This is a genomic window from Amycolatopsis sp. NPDC033938 (genome assembly GCF_055575975.1).
In genome coordinates this window covers 73,023-91,671 of the sequence record NZ_JBVIRO010000012.1, presented here as the reverse complement: position 1 = coordinate 91,671, position 18,649 = coordinate 73,023, and the positions used below count along the sequence as shown (strand labels likewise).

20 protein-coding genes are annotated in these 18,649 nt (G+C 67.9%); 6 read left to right on the top strand and 14 right to left on the bottom strand.

Annotation, left to right across the window (positions count from 1 at the left end):
• Positions 1-67: 67 nt before the first annotated feature.
• Together ACZ5ZX_RS27225 and ACZ5ZX_RS27220 are read right to left on the bottom strand one after the other, a co-directional pair.
• Positions 68-991: an alpha/beta fold hydrolase gene (locus ACZ5ZX_RS27225; RefSeq protein WP_465504803.1), complete on the bottom strand. Its 924-nt coding sequence runs from the start codon at positions 989-991 to the stop codon at positions 68-70.
• Positions 988-1,896 (bottom strand): AurF N-oxygenase family protein, encoded by a 909-nt coding sequence (locus ACZ5ZX_RS27220; RefSeq protein WP_465504802.1) that lies wholly within the window; start codon positions 1,894-1,896, stop codon positions 988-990. The genes ACZ5ZX_RS27225 and ACZ5ZX_RS27220 overlap by 4 nt, the downstream gene beginning before the upstream one ends.
• Before the next feature lie 52 nt (positions 1,897-1,948).
• Here ACZ5ZX_RS27220 and ACZ5ZX_RS27215 point away from each other — a divergent pair, with 52 nt between their 5' ends.
• Together ACZ5ZX_RS27215 and ACZ5ZX_RS27210 are read left to right on the top strand one after the other, a co-directional pair.
• Complete coding sequence (locus tag ACZ5ZX_RS27215; protein WP_465325348.1) at positions 1,949-2,728, top strand: TetR/AcrR family transcriptional regulator; 780 nt, start codon at positions 1,949-1,951, stop codon at positions 2,726-2,728.
• Positions 2,725-3,051, top strand: coding sequence for a DUF4873 domain-containing protein (locus tag ACZ5ZX_RS27210; protein ID WP_465504801.1), 327 nt, complete (start codon positions 2,725-2,727; stop codon positions 3,049-3,051). The genes ACZ5ZX_RS27215 and ACZ5ZX_RS27210 overlap by 4 nt, the downstream gene beginning before the upstream one ends.
• A gap of 462 nt (positions 3,052-3,513) precedes the next feature.
• Here ACZ5ZX_RS27210 and ACZ5ZX_RS27205 read toward each other — a convergent pair whose 3' ends face one another.
• From ACZ5ZX_RS27205 to ACZ5ZX_RS27195, 3 genes are all read right to left on the bottom strand, one after another.
• Complete coding sequence (locus ACZ5ZX_RS27205; RefSeq protein WP_465504800.1) at positions 3,514-4,794, bottom strand: acyltransferase family protein; 1,281 nt, start codon at positions 4,792-4,794, stop codon at positions 3,514-3,516.
• Between the two features lie 114 nt (positions 4,795-4,908).
• Entirely contained in the window at positions 4,909-5,139 is a 231-nt protein-coding gene (locus ACZ5ZX_RS27200) for a DUF3107 domain-containing protein (RefSeq protein ID WP_005167610.1), read from the bottom strand.
• 61 nt (positions 5,140-5,200) lie between these two features.
• On the bottom strand, positions 5,201-5,854 hold the full coding sequence (locus tag ACZ5ZX_RS27195) for a ferritin-like fold-containing protein (RefSeq protein WP_061988445.1): 654 nt from the start codon (positions 5,852-5,854) through the stop codon (positions 5,201-5,203).
• Positions 5,855-6,317: 463 nt separating this feature from the next.
• On the opposite strand from ACZ5ZX_RS27195, the gene ACZ5ZX_RS27190 reads away from it, so the two are divergent.
• Positions 6,318-7,925: a DEAD/DEAH box helicase gene (locus tag ACZ5ZX_RS27190; protein ID WP_465504939.1), complete on the top strand. Its 1,608-nt coding sequence runs from the start codon at positions 6,318-6,320 to the stop codon at positions 7,923-7,925.
• A gap of 35 nt (positions 7,926-7,960) precedes the next feature.
• Positions 7,961-9,355, top strand: coding sequence for an Rv3212 family protein (locus tag ACZ5ZX_RS27185; RefSeq protein WP_465504799.1), 1,395 nt, complete (start codon positions 7,961-7,963; stop codon positions 9,353-9,355).
• 42 nt (positions 9,356-9,397) lie between these two features.
• On the opposite strand, the gene ACZ5ZX_RS27180 is transcribed toward ACZ5ZX_RS27185, so the two are convergent.
• From ACZ5ZX_RS27180 to ACZ5ZX_RS27150, 7 genes are all read right to left on the bottom strand, one after another.
• On the bottom strand, positions 9,398-10,042 hold the full coding sequence (locus tag ACZ5ZX_RS27180) for a hypothetical protein (RefSeq protein WP_465504798.1): 645 nt from the start codon (positions 10,040-10,042) through the stop codon (positions 9,398-9,400).
• A gap of 118 nt (positions 10,043-10,160) precedes the next feature.
• The gene (locus ACZ5ZX_RS27175) at positions 10,161-10,505 is read right to left on the bottom strand and encodes a hypothetical protein (protein ID WP_465504797.1); all 345 of its coding nucleotides are present in this window, start codon (positions 10,503-10,505) and stop codon (positions 10,161-10,163) included.
• A gap of 27 nt (positions 10,506-10,532) precedes the next feature.
• Complete coding sequence (locus tag ACZ5ZX_RS27170) at positions 10,533-11,402, bottom strand: RecB family exonuclease (RefSeq protein ID WP_465504796.1); 870 nt, start codon at positions 11,400-11,402, stop codon at positions 10,533-10,535.
• A 761-nt stretch (positions 11,403-12,163) separates the two neighbouring features.
• Entirely contained in the window at positions 12,164-12,793 is a 630-nt protein-coding gene (locus ACZ5ZX_RS27165) for a MarC family protein (RefSeq protein ID WP_410577993.1), read from the bottom strand.
• Positions 12,790-13,653: a PHP domain-containing protein gene (locus ACZ5ZX_RS27160; protein WP_465504795.1), complete on the bottom strand. Its 864-nt coding sequence runs from the start codon at positions 13,651-13,653 to the stop codon at positions 12,790-12,792. Before ACZ5ZX_RS27160 ends, ACZ5ZX_RS27165 begins: the two co-directional genes overlap by 4 nt.
• 178 nt (positions 13,654-13,831) lie before the next feature.
• Positions 13,832-14,392, bottom strand: a complete 561-nt coding sequence (locus tag ACZ5ZX_RS27155) for a PH domain-containing protein (RefSeq protein ID WP_465504794.1) — start codon at positions 14,390-14,392, stop codon at positions 13,832-13,834.
• A gap of 23 nt (positions 14,393-14,415) precedes the next feature.
• A complete protein-coding gene (locus ACZ5ZX_RS27150; protein WP_465504951.1) occupies positions 14,416-14,625 on the bottom strand; it encodes a hypothetical protein in 210 nt (69 codons plus the stop codon).
• 138 nt (positions 14,626-14,763) lie between these two features.
• Here ACZ5ZX_RS27150 and ACZ5ZX_RS27145 point away from each other — a divergent pair, with 138 nt between their 5' ends.
• Positions 14,764-15,192 (top strand): NUDIX hydrolase, encoded by a 429-nt coding sequence (locus ACZ5ZX_RS27145; RefSeq protein WP_465504793.1) that lies wholly within the window; start codon positions 14,764-14,766, stop codon positions 15,190-15,192.
• A 268-nt stretch (positions 15,193-15,460) separates the two neighbouring features.
• On the opposite strand, the gene ACZ5ZX_RS27140 is transcribed toward ACZ5ZX_RS27145, so the two are convergent.
• Positions 15,461-16,567, bottom strand: coding sequence for a DUF2332 domain-containing protein (locus tag ACZ5ZX_RS27140; protein ID WP_465504792.1), 1,107 nt, complete (start codon positions 16,565-16,567; stop codon positions 15,461-15,463).
• 33 nt (positions 16,568-16,600) lie between these two features.
• Positions 16,601-17,179 carry a MaoC family dehydratase gene (locus tag ACZ5ZX_RS27135; RefSeq protein WP_395882848.1) on the bottom strand — a complete coding sequence of 193 codons (579 nt, stop codon included), beginning with the start codon at positions 17,177-17,179 and terminating at the stop codon, positions 16,601-16,603.
• 248 nt (positions 17,180-17,427) lie between these two features.
• Between ACZ5ZX_RS27135 and corA the strand changes: the two genes are divergently transcribed.
• Positions 17,428-18,516, top strand: coding sequence for a magnesium/cobalt transporter CorA (gene corA / locus ACZ5ZX_RS27130; RefSeq protein ID WP_465504791.1), 1,089 nt, complete (start codon positions 17,428-17,430; stop codon positions 18,514-18,516).
• Positions 18,517-18,649 lie beyond the last annotated feature (133 nt).

Below are 18,649 nucleotides of genomic sequence, written 5' to 3'. Positions count from 1 at the left end.
GAGAGCAAGGGACCTTTGCTATCGCTCGCCCCACCGAAAGCGATAGCAAAGGTCCCTTGCTCCCTTTTCAGACCCTCGCGACGCGGCGGACTAGTGCCGCGATGCGGTCCGAGACCTCCTGTGCCCGTTCCTGCGGCAGCATGTGCCCGGCACCCGGGTAGCGCACGAACTCGGCCTCCGGCAGCGCGTCGGCGATGACCTTGGCGTGCGGCGTCGGGCAGAGCCGGTCCCGCTCCCCCGCCAGCACGATCACCGGTGTCCCCGCAAGCGCGGCGAGCGTGACGCGGCAGTCGTGCCGCGAGATCGCGTCCTGGAACCCGGCGACGCTCGCGGGATGCGCGCACAGCAGCTGCTCCGCGACCGAGTCCACGTCCGCCCGTCGCGGCTTCCGGCCGAAGACGAGCAAGCGCGCGCCGGGGCGCACCACGGACAGCGGCAACGGCAAGGCGTCCCGGCGGTTTTTCGCGAGCAGCTTCGCGAGCCGCCGTTCGAACCTCGCCGCGCCGCTGCCCGCGATCCCCGGCAAGCCGAGGGTGATCCGGTCCATCTCACCGGACGACGTGGCGACGAACGCGACACCGGCGACGCGCCGGGACACGAGTTCGGGGTGCCGCCTGGACAGCTCCATGATCGTCATCCCGCCCATGGAATGTCCCGCGAGCACGATCGGGCCGTTCGGCACCCGGTCTTCGATCAGTTCGGCGAGATCGTCGGCCAGCGTCGGGATCGTGGCCGTCCCCGGTTTCGCCGGCGCGGAACCGCCGTGCCCGCGCAGGTCGTAGCGCAGGGTCCGGACCGAATCGCCGAGCCGCGAGACCACGCCGTCCCAGGTGCGGTGGTCCTGTGTCCAGCCGTGCACCAGCACCAGGGTGAGCTCGGAATCCGCCGGACCGCTCGTCTCGACGTGGAGAGCGGTGCCGTCACTGGTCACGAAGCGGTGTTCGCGCGACGGGTCCCAGGAAACGACGCCGCGCTGCTTGACGCTCCTCATCGTTTCCCCGGCAGCAGGAACGACTTGCGCCAGAAGTACATACCGGGCTTGCCGACCAGACCGGATTCCTGCAGGAACGGCATGATCTTCTCGCCCGCCCAGTGGATGCTTTCGCGCCAATTCGGGTTGTTGAGCGCGGCCTCGACGCCGTCGCGCGGCCGGATACCGACGGCCTTGTAGACGCGCGGGTTGATGAAGGCCCGCGTCACGAAGTACGAGATGAGCGCGATGATGAACTGCTGGTAGACGATTTCCTTCTTCGACAGCTTCGCCATCCCGCGCGTGACCTCTTCGCGGGCGAAGGTGACGTGCCGGGCTTCCTCGAGCACGTGGATCCGGTTGACCATGCGCACCAGCGGCTGGATCTCCGGGTCGTTCATCTGCTCGCGCTGAAGCCGGTCGAGGACCTCTTCGGCGACCAGGATCGCTCCGTAGCGCGCGGGCCCGTAGCTGATCGACGGCATCAGTTTCGCCAGTCGCCGCAGCCACGGCACCGGCCCGTACGAGGGGCAGCCGATCCGCGCCGCCATCCGCGCGAACATCGTCGAGTGACGGCATTCGTCCGCGATCTCGGTCAGCGCGTACTGCGCGTGCGAACTGGTCGGGTCTTCGTCGTAGACCTCTTTGAGCAGCATCTGCATCAGGAGGATTTCGAACCACAGCCCGGTCGTGGCCACGCTCGCGACCTCGTGCTTGCCGAGTTCGATGCGCTGTTCCTCGGACAGGGAGTCCCACAGCTTCGTGCCGTATAGGGAGGAACGGTGTGCCGGGATGTAGCGCTTCCCGTCCACGAGCGGAGCGTTCCAGTCGATGTCGACGTCGGGGTCGTAGAACTTGTTGGCGGAGGACTTGAGCAGCCGCTCGGCTGTCTTCTCCCGGTCCGTTTCCTTCAGCGCCCGCGTCATTGCCGACACACACCCCTATCTGTAACTTGTGGTAACAGTTACCTCTGGTAGCATGACTCGGGTGATCGAACGTGTCAAGCGCAACAGCAAGCAGTCGAGCAAGCACCCCACGGCGGACGAAGCCGACACGGGTGACGCCCGCCGCGACCGCTGGCGCAAGCACCGGATCGCGCGCCGCGCGGAGTTCGTCGAGGCCGCCCTCCGGGCACTCGACACCCACGGCCCGGACCTCGGCATGGAGGACGTCGCCGCCGAAGCCGGCGTCACGAAACCCGTGCTGTACAGGCACTTCGACGACAAGGCCGACCTGTACGTCGCACTCGGGCAACGCGGTACGGAGATCCTCTTCCAGCGGCTGATCCCGGCCATCAACGCCGAACTCGCCCCGGTCCCCCGTATCCGGATGGCCCTCGACGCGTTCTTCAGCGTCATCGAGGAGCACCCCAACCTGTACCGCCTGCTCGCGCGCGGCGGCCTGCAGGAGAAGGTGGTCGTCAAATCCGACGTCGTCGCCGAGGACAAGGAACTCATCGCCACCGCGCTGACCGCGCTGCTCGGCGACTACATGCGGATGTTCAACATGGACTCCGGCGCCGCCGAACCGTGGGCGCACGGGATCGTCGGCATGGTGCAGAGCACCGGCGAATGGTGGCTGGACCGGCGCTCGATGGGCCGCGACAGTGTCGTCGAGTACCTGACACAGATCATCTGGGCCGCGATCGACGGCCTCTCCCGGCAGCAGGGCATCGTCATCGACCCGAACCTGCCGCTCGAAGAGAACAAGGTCGTCCAGATGCGCAAGAGCCAGGAGAAACAGGTGGAGGGTCAATGAGCGAGCACGACGAAGACGGCTACTCCGGCGAAGCGGTCCTCGTGATCGACGGGACCGAGGTCCCGGCCACGGTCGAGCTGCGGGGCTACTTCCAGCCCATCGACGGGTACTACCGCTGGTACGGCCGGGTGGCCACCAACGCGCAGGTGTCCGCGGCCGCCGGCGGCAAGAAGACCGCCGTCGAGATCCGCGCGGGCGAGTACAGCGCGAAGGGCGAACTCTCCGACCCGGACCCGTGGGACCGCTACCGCATCATGGGCACCAGCACGCCGCCGTTCCACGTGCCGACCAGCCTGGAAGAACTCAACGAACTGAACGCCTGAAGCCTTTGGGAAGTGAAGGCTCCCTTCACTTCGCTAGGCGCCGATGCCACCCACGGCCCCGGCTCATACCCCGAGAGCCGCACCCGGCGTGGCAGTAGCTCGTCGATGAAGGAATCAGGACACTCAACGTCCCAAATCCTTCATCGACGAGATGGCCGTACCCACCCCGCGATCCACAGGTCAGACCCAAGGCCTGGAGCAAGGGACCTTTGCTATCGCCGGGGGTCCTCAGGTGCCGTGAAGCCTCCGGGCGCGGAGGCTCGGGTCACGCGTGCAATGAAAGGCTCTTTCCTTGCGAAATTTGCAAGGAAAGAGCCTTTCCTGGCACGACCGGGCGGGGCTGCCCACAGAAGGAGAGCAAGGGACCTTTGCTATCACCTGCGCGGCGACACCAACAACCCCAACGCGCGTGAAGGCCCCCTTCACTCGGCTCAGCCGAGGGAAGGGGGCCTTCACGCGCTATCAGCCGCGTCGCTGAGCGGGTATCCGCACCACCGCGCCCACGTACTTCGGCCAGCTCGACAGCTTGTTCATCGCCCATTCCAGCGGCCCGCGCCCGACGAACTTCCGCCACAGCACGGCGGCGGTCAGCGCGACCACCGAGAACTCGACGAAGTGCAGCACGCTGAAGATCGAATCGCCGTCGCTCTCGTCCCACAGCAGCGCGATCGCCACGAAATGCAGCACGTACGCGCTCAGCACCCGCCCGCCCAGATCCGAAAGCGGCCGCAGCACGCGCTCGAACTTCGGCATCAGCAGCTGGCATCCGCCGATCACCACCGCCGCGATCCCGATCGAGATGACCAGGTCGAAAGGCGTGTACGAGGTCCCGGTCGGCAGCAGTTCCCAGGCCCAGCTCGTGGTCGGCGGCGTGCCGTGGATCCAGGTCTGGTGGAGGCGGAAGAACTCGGACGGCGTCATCCCCATCTGCGCCGCGGCCGGCTCCAGCGAGCGGTAGACCGCCTGCATGCCGCCGAGCGGCCCGGTCGCGAGCCAGGATACGAAGTACCCGCCCACCGCGAGCGCCGATCCGCCGAAGAACAGGCGGCGGCACACGCTGCGAGAGGTCAGGTCCATCCGCCCGATCGACATCCCGGCGAACACGTACGCCATCAGCGTCAGCGCGGGGAACGTGCCGGTCAGGACGAGCACGGTCGCGGCCTTCAGCAGCCCTGTCGACGTGATGTCGTCCGCGGTCAGGTCGGGCGCGAAGAACAGCAGGTCACGAGGCAGCAACTGCGCCCTGATCAGATGCGAGAGCAGCGGGGCCGCGACAGCGACGACGACGGCCGCGATCGCCAGTGTCTTCGCGCCCGCCCGCAGCCACGGGATCGCGAAGAGGAAACAGGCGCCGTAGTAGGCCAGGATCACCATGTAGCCGGTTTCGAGGCTGGTCAGCCACAGCCCCAGCGCCACCAGCAGCGGCGCGCGCGTCGCCAGTTTGAGCGCGACGCGCGTCCGGGCCCGACCCTGCTTCGGCCGTCGCCCGCCGGACATGAGTGCGATCGAAACACCCGCCAGCACCGCGAACAGCGCCGCCGAATGGCCTTCGAAAGGTTTGAACAACACCCCGACGCCGCCTTTGGCGGGATCGGGGCCGACATGCACCGCGTACATGCCGAGTACGGCCAGGCCGCGGGCGACGTCGATACCGGTCAGCCGCCCCGCGACCCGCTTGCCATGTTCGGGAACCGTGCGCGCGCCGTCCACCAGCGCGCGGTCGATCACAGTGACGCCGTCCACCTCATCTCTCGGCTAGCCCCCTGCCGTCCCCGCATCAGCGTGACGATCAAATCTGAGAGCGAGCTGAGACGCAGTGGTGACGCCGCTGTGACATGCGACTACTACCCGATCGGGTCAGCCACCGACGGCGAAACCGACCTTGCGGACGTCCGACGGCGCGATCTCCACGTAGGCGATGCGGTCGGTGGGCACGATGTACTTGCGGCCCTTTTCGTCGTCGAGGCGGAAGATCCCGTCGCCGGCCCTCAAGGCGTTCGCGACCAGTTCCTCGACCTCGTCGGGCGACTGGCTGCTGGACACCACGAGCTCCCGCGGCGTGTCCTTGATGCCGATCTTGACCTCCACGTGGGACCTCCGCTGAGAAAGTTCGAAATTACTTGTCCGCCAAAGGCTAGCCGAAGGAACCTCAGCCGAGCCCGAGCACCTGCATGCGCTTGGTGTGCCCCTGCTGCAACCGGCGGAACAGCGCCGCGATTCCCGAAAGATCACCGGAGCCTTCGACGATCAGCTCCGCGAGCCCGTCCCGCTCGGCGACGACGTACTGGGCCTGCGTCAGCGCTTCACCCAGCAGGCGGCGGCCCCACAGCGCGAGCTTGTCCTTCGCCTTGCGGTCCGCCTCGATCCCGGCCGCGACTTCGCGCTCGGCGAAGGCGGAATGCCCGGTGTCGGCGAGCACGGTGAGCACCAGATCCTTGGTCTCGGGGTCGAGCCAGCTGGCGATCTCGCGGTAGAGATCCGCCGCGAGCCCGTCGCCGACGTAGGCCTTCACCAGCGACTCCAGCCACGAACGCGGCTTGGTGGAGGCGTGCCAGGCGTCGATGTGCCCGACGAACGGCCGCATCGCGTCTTCGATCGCGATGCCGTGCCCGGCGAGGTGCTTGGTGAGCAGGTCGTAGTGCCCGATCTCGGCGGCGGCCATGGACGCCAGCGCGGCCCGGCCGGACAGCGTCGGCGCGGTGCGCGCGTCCTCGGCCATGCGGTCGAACGCGGACAATTCCCCGTAGGCGAGTACGCCGAGCAAATCGACTACGCCCTCGCTGATCTGCTTTGCCTCCGTCACGGCGAAGAGGGTATCGCCGAACACACCCCTGAGGTGGGGAAGAGACCGATCCCACCCTCCCCGGCGCGGCGGGGACTATCGCAAAACCGCAGACCAGGTAGACTGGCCGACGAGAAACGACGGATCTTCCGTCCGGACCGGGACGCTGCTGCGGCTGAAGGACAGCCCGTGCGGCCCCGGTCAGCACAAGAATGATGTGCGTGCACGCCATCCTGCGGCATTCCCACGAAGGGCCGCTTCAGCGCCAGTAGCGCGGAGCCGAGCGAAACCTCGTGGTCGAGTGTCGATCCGGTGACCAGGGCAGTGCGCGCTGGTCACGAGAGAGGCGAGCACCCTGACCACGAACAAATCCACCACCGTCGAAAACACCACGACCGAAGTCCCGGAGGCAGTCGCGCTGGAGCACAGCGAGACCGGCCCGGCGGCGCTGGACGTGTCGCACCCGCTGCAGGCGGGCGCCCCGGTGGAACCCGAGTCCCCCTCCTTCGCGTCCTTCGGCGTCAAGCCGGAGATCGTGAAGGCGCTGAGTGAGGCCGGGATCGAGCGTACCTTCGCCATCCAGGCACTGACCTTGCCGCTGGCCATGGCCGGCGACGACCTCATCGGCCAGGCCCGCACCGGTATGGGCAAGACGCTGGGCTTCGGTGTCCCGCTGCTGCACCGCGTCGAGGTCCCCGGTGACGGCACCCCGCAGGTGCTGGTCGTCGTGCCGACCCGCGAGCTGTGCATCCAGGTCGCGAACGACCTCAAGGGCGCGGGCAAGCACCTCGGCATCCGCACGCTGGCCATCTACGGCGGCCGCCCGTACGAGCCGCAGATCGCGGCACTTCGCAGCGGCGTCGACGTCGTCATCGGCACCCCCGGCCGCCTGCTGGACCTGGCCGAGCAGAAGCACCTGGTGCTGGGCAAGGTCCGCGGTCTGGTGCTGGACGAGGCCGACGAGATGCTCGACCTGGGCTTCCTGCCCGACATCGAGCGCATCCTGCGGATGGTGCCGGACAAGCGGCAGACGATGCTGTTCTCGGCGACCATGCCGGGCCCGATCATCACGCTGGCCCGCACGTTCCTGACCCAGCCGACGCATATCCGTGCCGAGGAGAACGACGCCGGCGCGATCCACGAGCGCACCACCCAGTTCGTCTACCGGGCGCACTCGATGGACAAGCCCGAGCTGATCGCCCGCGCGCTGCAGGCCGAGGGTCGCGGCCTGACGATGATCTTCACCCGCACCAAGCGCACCGCGCAGAAGGTCGCCGACGAGCTGGTGGAACGCGGTTTCGCGGCCGCCGCCGTGCACGGTGACCTCGGCCAGGGCGCCCGCGAGCAGGCGTTGCGCGCGTTCCGCGCCGGCAAGGTCGACGTGCTGGTCGCCACCGATGTCGCCGCCCGCGGTATCGACATCGACGACGTCACGCACGTGATCAACTACCAGACGCCGGAGGACGAGAAGACCTACGTCCACCGCATCGGCCGCACCGGCCGCGCGGGGCGCACCGGTGTCGCGATCACCCTCGTCGACTGGGACGAAGAGCCGCGCTGGAAGCTGATCTCCGACACCCTCGGCCTCGACATGCCCGAGCCCGCCGAGACGTACTCGTCGTCCAAGCACCTGTTCGACGACCTCGGCATCCCCGAGGGCACCACCGGGCGTCTCCCGCTGGGAAAGCGAACCCGCGCTGGTCTTTCGGCCGAGGTCGAAGAGGACCTGGGCGGCAAGCGCCGTGGTCCCCGCGGTGCCAAGGGCCGGAGCACCGACGAGGAAGAGGCGCCCCGCAAGCGCACCCGCGCGCCGCGTAAGCGCACCCGCGGTGGAGCCGACGCGGCCGCCGAGATCGAGGCCGCGGACGCCGCCGCGGCGGCTTCGGCTTCCGCTGAAGGCACCGAAGGCGAAGGCTCCTCGGAAGGCCGCACTCGCACACGTCGCCGCAGCCGTGGCGCCGCGAAGCCGAGCCCCGAGGTCAGCGGTCCCGCGGTCGAGAAGGAAGCAGGCGACAGTGCCGAGCGCCCGGCTCGCCGACGCCGCCGTCGCCGTCCCTCGGCGACTTCTGATACACCTGCGTCGGCAGACTGAGCACCTTCAGCGCGGACATGGGGAGCTAGGGGCACGTGAGCGAACGTTGGGAAGCCGCGCCGGACGACGATCCGGCGCGGCACGTGCCCGCTGAACCCGAACAGACGCCGAACGGCGACGAGCCGGAAACGACGGCCGCGATCGGCACCGAAGACGTGCTGGACGCCGAACCCGTCCCGCCGGTGGCCACCGAGCCGCCGCTGGGCGGGAAACGCGCCAGGCGGTCGCCATGGAACCGCACGCGGGATCGCGTGTACGCCGCCGCGATCGTGGTGGTCGTCGCCGTCACCGGCGTCGTCATCGGGGTGAACAGCGACAACGCGGCCACGGTCGCGCAGGTCGCCGCCACCGTGCCGCCCGCGCTCCCACTGTCCCCGGCGGAAGTGCCCGGCTCGTTGACCGAGCTGTGGCAGGCACCGAGTTCGGCGACACCCGTCCCGATCGGTGAGGCCAACAGCGTCGTCACCGCCGACAAGGGCGAGGTACTCGGGCGGGATCCGTTGACCGGCACCGTCCGATGGCGCTACTCCCGCGATCTGGAGCTGTGCACCGTCGCGCTCGCCGGGATCAAGGTGGACGCGGTGTACCGCAAGGACACCGGCTGCAGCGAAGTCACCCAGCTCGACACGGGCACCGGCCGTCGCACCGCGCAGCGCAACGGCGACGCCGAACTCGGCACCCGCCTGGTCGTCGACGGCTCGCACGTCACCACGACCGGCAAAAAGCTGCTCAACACCTGGCGCGACGACCTGGTCAAGAGCATGGAGTACGGCGAGGTCCCGGCCGTCGTCCAGCCGAACAAACAACCCCGGTCAGGCTGCACCTACGGCACGGTGGCCGCCGCGTCGGGAAAGATCGGCGTGATCGAACGCTGCCCCGGTGACCCGGCCGACCGCTTCACCGTCTACCGCGCGACCAACGACGAAGCCGACGAACCGAAGGTCGACTACAGCAGCGTGCTCGCCGGGAAGAACGCGAAAGTCGTCGCGATGTCCGGCGATCTCGCCCTGATCGTGCTGCCGGAACAGAAGCTGCTGGTCATCTATGGCGCCGACGGAACGCAGAAGTCGGCGTACCCGCTCGACGTGCCCGCCGCGGACATCGCGCAGGACCCGGTGGGCGGGATCATGGCGACCGCGTGGACAGCGCAGGGCGTCTACTGGTTCACCGGTTCGAAGACCATGGCGTTCTCGCGGGACGACCTCACGCCGCGCTGGACGCTGAACAACGCCGTGGGCCCTGGTGTGACCTTCGGGGATCAGCTGGTGGTGCCGATCCAGGGCGGCCTCGCCGTCCTCGACGAGCTGACCGGCACCACGATCCGCACCGTCGGCGTCGACAGGCACGGCTACAACGGCCCCGTGCGGCTCTCTTCGGTCGGGCCGGTGCTGCTGGAGCAGCGCGGCACCACACTGGCCGCCCTCAAGTGACCGGCAGGCGATAGCAAAGGTCCCTTGCTCCCCCGGCGCCCGTCAGCGCGTCGTCGAGGTCTTGGCGCGGGACCGGCCGAGTTCTTTCCAGCACCATTGGCCGCCCTCATCGGCGAGCGTGCCGGCGGCGGTACGGGAGCGCCCTTCGACGCTCAGCTTGACGACCACCGAGTACTCGGTTTCGGAGACCTTCGTGAACTCGCCGAGCGTCGCGTTCGCCACGTCGTCGACATGCTCGATGGCCTGGTCGATGTCCTGGTCCGCGTTCACGCACTTGAGCGCCCTCAACGCGGTCTTGTCGTGGGCGTTGATGCCCGCGACGACCGCCCGCGCGGTCTCTTCCGGGCTTGCCGCTTTGTCGGCCTTGTCGTCGCCGAGGAAGAACCCGGGAGCGACGAACCCGGTGATGGCCAGCGTGACCACCACCACGGCGGCCGCGGCGATGGCCACCAGCAGGCCGGTCTTGGTGTTCTTCGGTGGCGCGGGCGGCCCGCCGAAGCCCTGGGGGTACTGCTGGTTCTGGCCGTACTGCTGCTGGCCATAGCCGGGGTACTGCTGCGGCTGCTGGTACGCGCCGCTCTGGTCGTAAGTGCCCTGCTGGTACTGCTGCGGTGGGGGCTGCTGCCCTGGGTACTGCTGCCCGCCTTGGCCGTGATCGGGCTGTCCTGGCTGGGGTGGGTAGGTCATCAACGGTGCCCTTCGTCTTCGCTGCTGGGCAGCGTGGTCTTCCACGACGTGCCCGGTACCGCACAGTTTCGCAGCGACAGAAGGGGTTTTGGGTCAGCGTGGCACTTTCCTGCCGAATTCAGCTCCACCAGAACAGGCTCAGCGCGGCCGTCACGCTCACCACGACGCCGAGACCCGCGAAGCCCGCGACGCGGCCGTTCCGCGCGTCAACGGTCCGCTGTGCCAGCACGGCGAGTACCGCCGCGACCGGATGACCGATCAGCATCAAGGGACCTGGCCCCGGTGCGGCGGTGAAGAGACAGATCCCGGCGATCACCAGGACGCACGTCGCGAGCACGACCATCCCGGCCGCGAGCGAACCGGTCAGGCCGCGCCAGAAATTTCCGCGTCGGGTCGCCGTGGGCTCGTCCGGGCTCACGGGCAGCGGAGTGGTCGCGAGCTCTTCGGTGTCCGATGACGACACGTCCTCGCCTGTCCAATCGTCAAGATCTCAGGATTTCAGGGGCGCCAGCAAATCCCACGGCTGAGCCGCGGGGCCGGCCTCTTGACCCGCCGCGCAACTGGGCCGGAAATCGCACCATGCGCAACGGCGGCCAGGGCGCGCCGGGAACAACACGTCCTCGTCGCCGCCCGCGCTCAGGGTATCCGTCGCCAGCCGCAGATCCCCGGCGGTCTCGTCGGCGCGTTGGAGATGCCGTTTGAGGCTCTGCTCGGTGTGTTCGGCGGCCGCGATGGTGCCGGTGGGCACGTGATGCAACTCGACCTGGTAGCACGGCGTGCGCAGCGTCCGGGCGGCCGCGACGGCGTACAGCGCCAAAGCCTGCGAAGACCGAGCCTCGTACTCGTCCGGCTCACGACGACCGGTCTTGTAGTCGATGATCACCAGTTCCCGGCCACGCTGGTCGATGCGGTCGGCACGGCCCTCGATGATGAGGCTGGGCCCGCTGCCCGGTTCGAGCGTGACGGGCGCCGAAACCCAGCGCTCCAGCCCGACCGGATCGACGCTGACGTCGTTGTGCTCGACGTAATCCGCGACCCAGGCCTTCGCGCGGGCCCGATACCGGGCTGCCTGGTCGGTGTCTTCGAACCCGGCGTCCTTCCAGTGCTCGGCGACGAGCGCCATCGCCCGCTGCGGCACGCGTTTGACCACCGGCAGGTCGAACAGCGCCCGCAACGCGTTGTGCACCACCGCGCCGAGCGTGCTGTGCGCCCACGCCCCGGTGCGGGCCGGGGACGGGCGGTCGAGGTACGACATGCGGTAGCGGCGCGGGCAATCTTCGAACGTCGCGAGGCGCGCGGGCGAGACCTTCGTCAGCTTGCGCGGCGCCTCGACGCCGAAGTCGAAACCAATCTGCTCCATCGGATCACCCCGCCCGCAACGCTACGCACCCCCACCGACACTTTTCGAGGGGATCCCCAGGAAGAGAGCAAGGGACCTTTGCTATCGCCGGTGCGCCGGGCCCCGTGGCCCCGGGTTCGTCCGGTGGCCATGAAGGAATTGGGACGTTGAGTGTCCCAATTCCTTCATGGACGATCGCCGGAAACTGCCCGGAGAGCACCTGCGCTGCGCGGAACGACGGCAAGGGACCTTTGGTATCGCCCCGGCGTCGATCCCCTGCTGCGCGTGCGCCGGTCCGTGAAGGTCCCCTTGAGGGACTTGTCTTTGTCTACCTACTGACGTGGAGCGTGTGCGGGTTGCCGGGGCGGTCCGGATGGGGAAGATTCCGGCCGTTGAGCGTCCGGAATCTTCCCCGCTCGGTCTCGTGAGTGAGCACGAGCTTGATCAACGGAAGATCGGGGACGTTGAGTGTCCCGGATCCTCCGTTGATCAAGGGTGAGACCGCGGGAACCACCACCCTCGTGCAGCCCCGGCGTCGATCCCCTGCTCAGCGTGCGCCGGTCCGTGAAGGCCTCCTTCACTACCTTCAAAGTAGGGAAGGAGGCCTTCACGGCAGATCATCCCGCCGCCGCGCACGCCCGCGAACGCGATGCGCCGTTGCGCGTGAAGGCCCCCTTCCCTCGGCTGAGCCGAGGGAAGGGGGCCTTCACGCGCAACAACCGAGACCGGAAGCCCCAAAAGGGAGCAAGGGACCTTTGCTATCGCCGGGGTCGTCCCGCAGGTCAGGTCCCCGCGATGAAGCCCTTCACCGAGTTCGCCACCAGTTCGACGGCGATCGCGGCCAGCAGCAGACCGGCGATCTTCGCCAGTAGCGTGATCCCGCTTTCCTTGATCAGCCGGATGACCACGCCCGAGTACCGCATGCACAGGTACAGCACGAAGTGCACCGTCACGATCGAAAGCGCGAGAGCCACGTACGCGCCGACGTGCCCGTCGGCCTGTCGTACGAAGACGATGGTCGCGGCGATCGCACCGGGACCGGCGAGCAGCGGCGTCCCGAGCGGCACCAGCGCGACGTTGACGTCGTCGCCCGCCGCCTCGGCCTCGCCGCCGGTCTTGCCGGTCAGCAACTGCAGCGCGATCAGCAGCAGCAACAGCCCACCCGCGCCCTGCAGCGCGGGGATGCCGATGCCGAGATACGACAGGATCGCCTGTCCCGCGACGGCGAACAGCGAGATCACCAGCAGGGACACCAGCACCGCCTGCCGCGCGGCCTTGGCGCGGAAAGCCACGGACTTGCGACCGGTCAGGCTCAGGAACACCGGCACCGTACCGGGCGGGTCCATGATGACGATCAGCGTGATCGTCGCGCTCATGAACAGGCGCGCGTCGAAGAAGTCCGTGATCGTCACCGGGTCACGACCTCGTACCCGGTCGCCCGCGAGACGAGTTCCTCCAGCGCGAGCGGGTCGGTGGTCTCGTCGCCGAGGTCGATGGTCTTGTTCGTGCCGTGGTAGTCGCTCGACCCGGTGCGCACGAGTCCCAGCTCCCCGGCCAGCCCGTGCAGCTGGACGCGGGTCTCCTCGTCGTGGTTCGGGTGGTCGACCTCGACCCCGGTCAGGCCGCGCCGGGCGAGGTCGGCGAGAACGTCGACGGTGATGGTCGCGCCCCTGGTGTAGGCGAAGGGATGCGCGATCACGGTGACACCGCCCGCTTCCGCGATCATGTCGATCGCGTCCTCCACGAGGGTGTCCTGCCGCGCCACGAAATATCCGCTGCCGTTGCCGAGATAGCTGCCGAAAGCCTCGTTCACCGACGAGACGACACCGGCCCGCACCAAGGCCTGCGCGAGGTGCGGGCGTCCGGCCGAACCGTCCTCAGGCAGCAGCGACATGACCTCGTCGGGATCGACGGGCAGACCGTCGGCGGCCATCCGTTCGGCCATCACCCGCAACCGCCACCGCCGCTCCGAACGCAGCCGGGTCTGCTCGGCGACGAGCGCGGCCGACTCGGGATCGAAAAGGTACGCGAGCAGATGGACACTGACGTGCCGCCCGGTCACCGGATCGACGGAGATCGTGGACAGCTCGGCCCCGGGCACCAGTGAAAGGCCCGGCGGGAGCGCCTCGGCGGCCGGGGCCCAGCCGGCCGTGGTGTCGTGATCGGTGATCGCGACTACGTCGAGGCCCGCCTTCGCGGCGGCGGCGACGAGCCCGGCCGGGCTGTCGGTACCGTCGGAGGCGGTGGAGTGGGCGTGCAGGTCGATGCGCATCGAGGCTCAGTATCTATCGCGCTGATCAGGGCCGCGCTGCCAGGGCGCGACTTGGTGACCTGCGTTGCAGCGGACGACGACGGCGCCCTGCCATCGCGGCCCTGAGGCCTGGCGGCCAAAAGGCGCGCGACTCCCAAAGATCAAAAGACCTGGGTCACCGCTGAGTCGGTATCAGCGGTTAGCCGACCTTCTTCTTACCGCGCGCGGCGCGCTGGGCCTTGATCATCGAGAAGCGCTCGGCCTGCTTCTGCTTGTCGCCGAAGACGAGTTCGGAGATCGTGTCGTAGAACTCTTCCGGCCGCGGCAGGTAGTCGATGCGGTTCAGCGCCTGGATCTGACCGGCCGACTCGACCACCATCGTGCCGTACCCCATCATCCGGCCCCACGCCGAACGTTCGTAGGTGAGGTCGGTGACCTTGGTGATCGGCATCATCAGCACCTTCGTGGTGAATACGCCGGTGGTCATCACGAACCGCTTGTCGGTGACGACCAGCCGCTCGACCCACCACTCCATCACGATGTACGCGAAGCGCAGCACGACCAGCAACGCGGCGTACCACAGGATGTTCTGGATCACCCACGCGGCGGGCGGCAGCAGGTAGGACACCAGGACGCAGATCGCCAGGAGGGCGACCGCCTCGAAGGTGTCCCACAACAACACAGCCCAGTGCCGGCGGATCCTGATGACCCGCCGCTCGGTGTCGAGGAGATACTCGTCTGGATCGCGTGGGGCGAACATACCGATAGAGTATCCGCCGTCCGCTAGCTGAAGACGTTGCTGACGAAGGTGATCACTGATTCGGCCGAGTCACGCAGGAAGCCGATGATGTTTCCCACGAGGCCCGCGGCCTGACCTGGCTGCGCGATCACGAAGAACAGCACCAACGCGATTCCTGCGAAAGTGAGGAGCTTTTTCGCGTTCACAGCGATCAATCCTGTCTCTTGCGGTGACTGACTGCGGATACTGACCATTCATTTTGTACCGCACCTTCCACCCGCGCGGGAGGGAAGTCCCGCGCTTGGGTCAGCCGGCGAGGGGAAGTGTACCGTACGGCTACTCTCCGTGTATAGGACAGTCGTTGTCAGGACGTCCGCGTCTACCATTCGGGAATGAACACCGTTTCGGACAGCACCGTCCGCTGCGTCGGCGGCATCGTCCACGACGAACTCGGGCGAATCCTCCTGATCCGGCGGGCGAATGAACCCGGACGTGGACTGTGGTCGGTCCCCGGAGGGCGGGTCGAACCAGGCGAATCGGACGAAGCGGCCGTGATCCGCGAAATGCGGGAAGAGACCGGACTGGACGTGACGCCGGGCACATTCGTCGGCAACGTCCGGCGCGGCCCGTACGACATCCACGACTACGCCTGCTCGGTCACCGGCGGCACTCTCCGTGCCGGTGACGACGCCGCCGACGCTCGCTGGATCGACGCCCCCACCTTGATCGAACTCGACAAAGACGGCCGGTTGGCCGAACTGCTGTTCGTCACTCTCCGCGACTGGGGCGTGTTGCCGACCGGGAATATCTCGTCGGTGTGACAAATGCCGTGCCCGTTTTGGCAAATGACGTGAGGATAAAGCAGCGCGAGAGGTGAAAATTATCCTCCGCGATGCTTTACCGACATCTTCCGCGAAGGCCTCACATTTGTGTACCGGCGCCCGACCTGCGCGAGGGTGTGGTCCCCGGTCTCACGCCTTGATCACGACCCGTGGACCGGCGACCGATACAAGCTCCACACCAGTGGGTGAACAAGGACGAGTCCCTCAAGGAGGCCTTCACGGACCACGGGGATGCACTGCGAAAGGCTTAAACCGGCAGCCAAGTCATCCGCTGCCCGTGCGGCGCCGTCCTGGCGAGCGCCCGCACCTCCGGCGTGTCGCCTTCCCAACGGACGAGCCCGAGAACGGCCGTCCCGCCGTTGGTGTCGGCCAGTTCGGCCCGCCCTGGCAGCAACGGCTCCAAGGCGGCGCCGTAGAACTCCTCGCTGACCCACCACAGCGGCCGATCCCCGGCCAGCTTCCGCAGCGCGTCGACGAAGTCCGCCCGCCGCTCCCCCAGGTACGCCAGCACGTGGCTGGTCAGCACGACCAGGGGCACGTCGGCGGGCAGGGTGGCGGCGGCCGAGGCGAGGTCGTCGACGGCGTCGCCGGTGATGAGTTCCGGCCGTTGTTTGCCCTGTGCGGCCGCGGCCGTGCGCAGCAGCCGGATCCGATCCGGCTGGTCGGCCCAAACGCAGGCTTCGAGCCAGGCCAGTTCGTCTTCGTCGCTCAGGTCGACCGGGGCACGGTCGAGACCGGCGCGGGCGGTGATCGCCAGCTTCTTCGGCACCTTCGGCGTGACGGCGCCGGGGGCGAGGTCGAGCGCGCAGTGCAGGCCGACGGCGGCTTTCGCCGGCCCGGCGGTGAGCTGCTCGCCGCCAGCGCACTGGTAGCGGTAGGCGTACTTGTCCAGTCCGAGCAGCAGCCCCGCGCTGCAGCCGACCTCGAGCAGCGCGATCTTGCCGCCCGCCTCCTTCGCCGCCGTCGTGACGGCGGGGTAGAGCAGCGCGGCACGGCGGACCTCGTTGGTCTGCGTGTAGCGCGAAGAGATGATCGCCCGCGCCTTGTCCGCCCGTTCCAGCAGGAACGAGCGGAACAGCGGCCACGTCTCCGAGTCCACGCCGTCGAAGCCGCCGACGGACGGGTAGTACCGCGAAAGCGGGTGGATCGGGTCGGCCTGGATGAGCCGGTGCGCGGTCGCCATCAGCAACGTCCCGCGCGCCTCGCCACCGCGGGCGTCGGTCAGCAGCCCGGCGACGTCGTCGTCCTCGGCCGCCTTGGCCGCCAGGTGCTCGTACAGCGGCGAAACACCGGCCGCCTCGACCGTCGCGAACTTCCGCAGCCTGCTCTTGATCTCATCCAGCCCGATGGGCATCGACGCGCTCCCTTTTCCCGTTCGTGACACCCATTATTCGTGCGGAACGGGGCGGCCGGGCTGTTCACCGCCCCTGGTGTCACCGTAGGACCGCTTCGGCACCATCACCTTGCGACGAAACACACACACGATCGTGCCGTCCTGCTTGTACCCGCGCGTCTCGACGTAGACGACGCCGCGATCGTCCTTCGACTTCGACGGCGTCTTGTCCAGCACCTCGGTCTCGCCGTAGATGGTGTCGCCGTGGAAGGTCGGTTTCACGTGCTTCAGCGACTCGACCTCGAGGTTCGCGATCGCCTTGCCGGACACGTCCGGCACCGACATCCCGAGCAGCAGCGAGTAGATGTAGTTGCCGACCACGACGTTCTTGCCGAAGTCGGTGGTCTCCTCGGCGTAGTGCGAGTCGAGGTGCAGCGGATGGTGGTTCATGGTGATCAGGCAGAACAGGTGGTCGTCGTACTCGGTGACCGTTTTGCCCGGCCAGTGCTTGTAGACCGCGCCGACCTCGAACTCTTCGTAATAGCGACCGAACTGCACCCATTCCTCCTGCACGAGTAACGCGGCGTGAGCCTGGAACGACAGGCCTTCATGTTGAGGAGTACCCTCGACCATTGGTGTCGGGTCGTCAACGCGACCAACACCACTGCGTAACCGTCCGCCGAGCCGAGGAGGTGAGGAACCCGATGTCCAGTGGCGATAGTCCGCTTCCTAGTAGTCGCAGCGTTCCCGCTTTCACGTCTCGCCGGTTCCCCACCTGGTAGGGCTGACGAAACCGGGAACGCTGGCCTAGCCGAGCGGCCCCCCGACCGCTTGGCCCGTCGTCTTCGCGCACAACGCACGACGTCTGCCCAGGAGATCCCATGCCTGCCATTCCCTCGCTCGGTGGCCTTCGCGGCCGGAGCAACGGCCGCGCCAAGAGCGTCCCCGAACGCCCGTTGCCCGTCCCCCTTTCGGCGTACGTCGTCGATTGCGCGGTGTACGTGGAGGGCAAGCGCCTGCCCGGCCGGTGGTCGCACTCCGAGGCCATCAAAGAGGTGCGCAAGCGGCACGCCGGATTCGTCTGGATCGGCCTGCACGAGCCGGACGCGGTCCAGATACAGGGCATCGCGGACACCTTCGGCCTGCACGAACTGGCCGTCGAAGACGCGCTCGAAGCGCACCAGCGGCCCAAGCTCGAACGCTACGACGACACGCTGTTCATGGTGCTGAAGACGGTCCGCTACGTCGAACACGAGTCGCCCGCGACGGCGAACGAGATCGTCGAGACCGGCGAGCTGATGGCGTTCCTCGGCCGCGACTTCGTGATCACCGTGCGGCACGGGAACCACTCGGGGCTGGCCCGGCTGCGCCGCGAACTCGACCAGGACCCGGAGCGGCTCGACCTCGGGCCGTCCGCGGTGCTGCACGCGATCGCGGACCACGTCGTCGACCACTACCTCGACGTGACCACCGCGATCGAGTCGGACATCGACGAAATGGAGACGCACGTCTTCGCGCCGCGCTCCAAGGTGAGCGCCGAGCAGATCTACTTCATGAAACGCGAGGTGCTGGAGTTGCGGCGCGCGGTCATGCCGCTGGGCACTCCGCTGCAGCGGCTCGCCGAGGGCTACACGCGGCTGATCCCGGACGAGGTCCGTTCGTACTTCCGCGACGTCTCCGACCACCTCACCACGGTCGCGGAACGGGTCGCGAACTTCGACGAACTGCTGACCACGCTGGTGGACGCGACGCTGGCGAAGATCACGCTCCAGCAGAACACCGACATGCGCAAGATCACCGCGTGGGCGGCGATCATCGCGGTCCCGACGGCGCTGGCCGGCATCTACGGGATGAACTTCGACTACATGCCGGAGTTGCATTGGCGCTTCGGCTACCCGCTGGCGATGACGATCATCTTCGGCGTCTGCATCCTGCTCTACCGAATATTCAGGAAGAACCGCTGGCTCTGACCTTCTTCCCCTTCGGTAGTTCTGGAGTTCCTCATGCCACGGATCCTGACCAACCTCAAGTTCTGGGCGCTGGCCTTCTGCGTCGTCTGGCTGGGCATCGTGATCGCGATCATCGCCAAGGACCCCGCGTTCG

Bases quoted from the DNA above. Each gene is read 5' to 3' on its own strand.
- ACZ5ZX_RS27225 (WP_465504803.1), bottom strand. From the start codon at position 991: ATGAGGAGCGTCAAGCAGCGCGGCGTCGTTTCCTGGGACCCGTCGCGC.
- ACZ5ZX_RS27220 (WP_465504802.1), bottom strand. From the start codon at position 1,896: ATGACGCGGGCGCTGAAGGAAACGGACCGGGAGAAGACAGCCGAGCGG.
- ACZ5ZX_RS27215 (WP_465325348.1), top strand. From the start codon at position 1,949: ATGACTCGGGTGATCGAACGTGTCAAGCGCAACAGCAAGCAGTCGAGC.
- ACZ5ZX_RS27210 (WP_465504801.1), top strand. From the start codon at position 2,725: ATGAGCGAGCACGACGAAGACGGCTACTCCGGCGAAGCGGTCCTCGTG.
- ACZ5ZX_RS27180 (WP_465504798.1), bottom strand. From the start codon at position 10,042: ATGACCTACCCACCCCAGCCAGGACAGCCCGATCACGGCCAAGGCGGG.
- ACZ5ZX_RS27170 (WP_465504796.1), bottom strand. From the start codon at position 11,402: ATGGAGCAGATTGGTTTCGACTTCGGCGTCGAGGCGCCGCGCAAGCTG.
- ACZ5ZX_RS27160 (WP_465504795.1), bottom strand. From the start codon at position 13,653: ATGCGCATCGACCTGCACGCCCACTCCACCGCCTCCGACGGTACCGAC.
- ACZ5ZX_RS27155 (WP_465504794.1), bottom strand. From the start codon at position 14,392: ATGTTCGCCCCACGCGATCCAGACGAGTATCTCCTCGACACCGAGCGG.
- ACZ5ZX_RS27150 (WP_465504951.1), bottom strand. From the start codon at position 14,625: ATGGTCAGTATCCGCAGTCAGTCACCGCAAGAGACAGGATTGATCGCT.
- ACZ5ZX_RS27145 (WP_465504793.1), top strand. From the start codon at position 14,764: ATGAACACCGTTTCGGACAGCACCGTCCGCTGCGTCGGCGGCATCGTC.
- ACZ5ZX_RS27140 (WP_465504792.1), bottom strand. From the start codon at position 16,567: ATGCCCATCGGGCTGGATGAGATCAAGAGCAGGCTGCGGAAGTTCGCG.
- ACZ5ZX_RS27135 (WP_395882848.1), bottom strand. From the start codon at position 17,179: ATGGTCGAGGGTACTCCTCAACATGAAGGCCTGTCGTTCCAGGCTCAC.
- corA (WP_465504791.1), top strand. From the start codon at position 17,428: ATGCCTGCCATTCCCTCGCTCGGTGGCCTTCGCGGCCGGAGCAACGGC.